We start from the raw sequence: 386 nt of genomic DNA on the forward strand, positions 1-386 counted from the left end.
CATGCGCCAGTCGGGACCAATCCTGACAGCAACCATATCTTTGGCCACCTGCTCGCCAAGCCTGATACCGGCATCATAGCGTCCCGTCACGATATCCGTCAGGCTGTTGTCGATGGTCATTTCCACATTTACATCAGGATACGCCTGCAAAAACGGCTGTAGTGCAGGCCAGACGGTCGATTGCAACGCATGTTCCCCGAGCGTCAGACGGATATTCCCCGCCACGCGCTGGCGAATATCGGTTAATGCCAGTAGCTCCGACTCAATGTCATCGAAACGCGGACTGATACTGTTGATAAGCCGTTCTCCGGCTTCGGTTGGCGCGACGCTTCGCGTGGTACGGGTCAGCAATCTGACATCCAGTCGCTCCTCAAGCCCGCGAATGG

General features: G+C 56.5%; 1 protein-coding gene. It reads right to left on the bottom strand.

All coding sequences use genetic code 11. The features are described from left to right. Positions 1-386 (bottom strand): LysR substrate-binding domain-containing protein (locus FDX22_RS19770; RefSeq protein ID WP_255432977.1); only part of this gene is annotated, 386 nt, incomplete at both ends.

This window comes from Citrobacter sp. TBCS-14 (assembly GCF_005280805.1).
In the GTDB taxonomy this organism is placed as follows: Bacteria; Pseudomonadota; Gammaproteobacteria; order Enterobacterales; family Enterobacteriaceae; genus Citrobacter; species Citrobacter gillenii.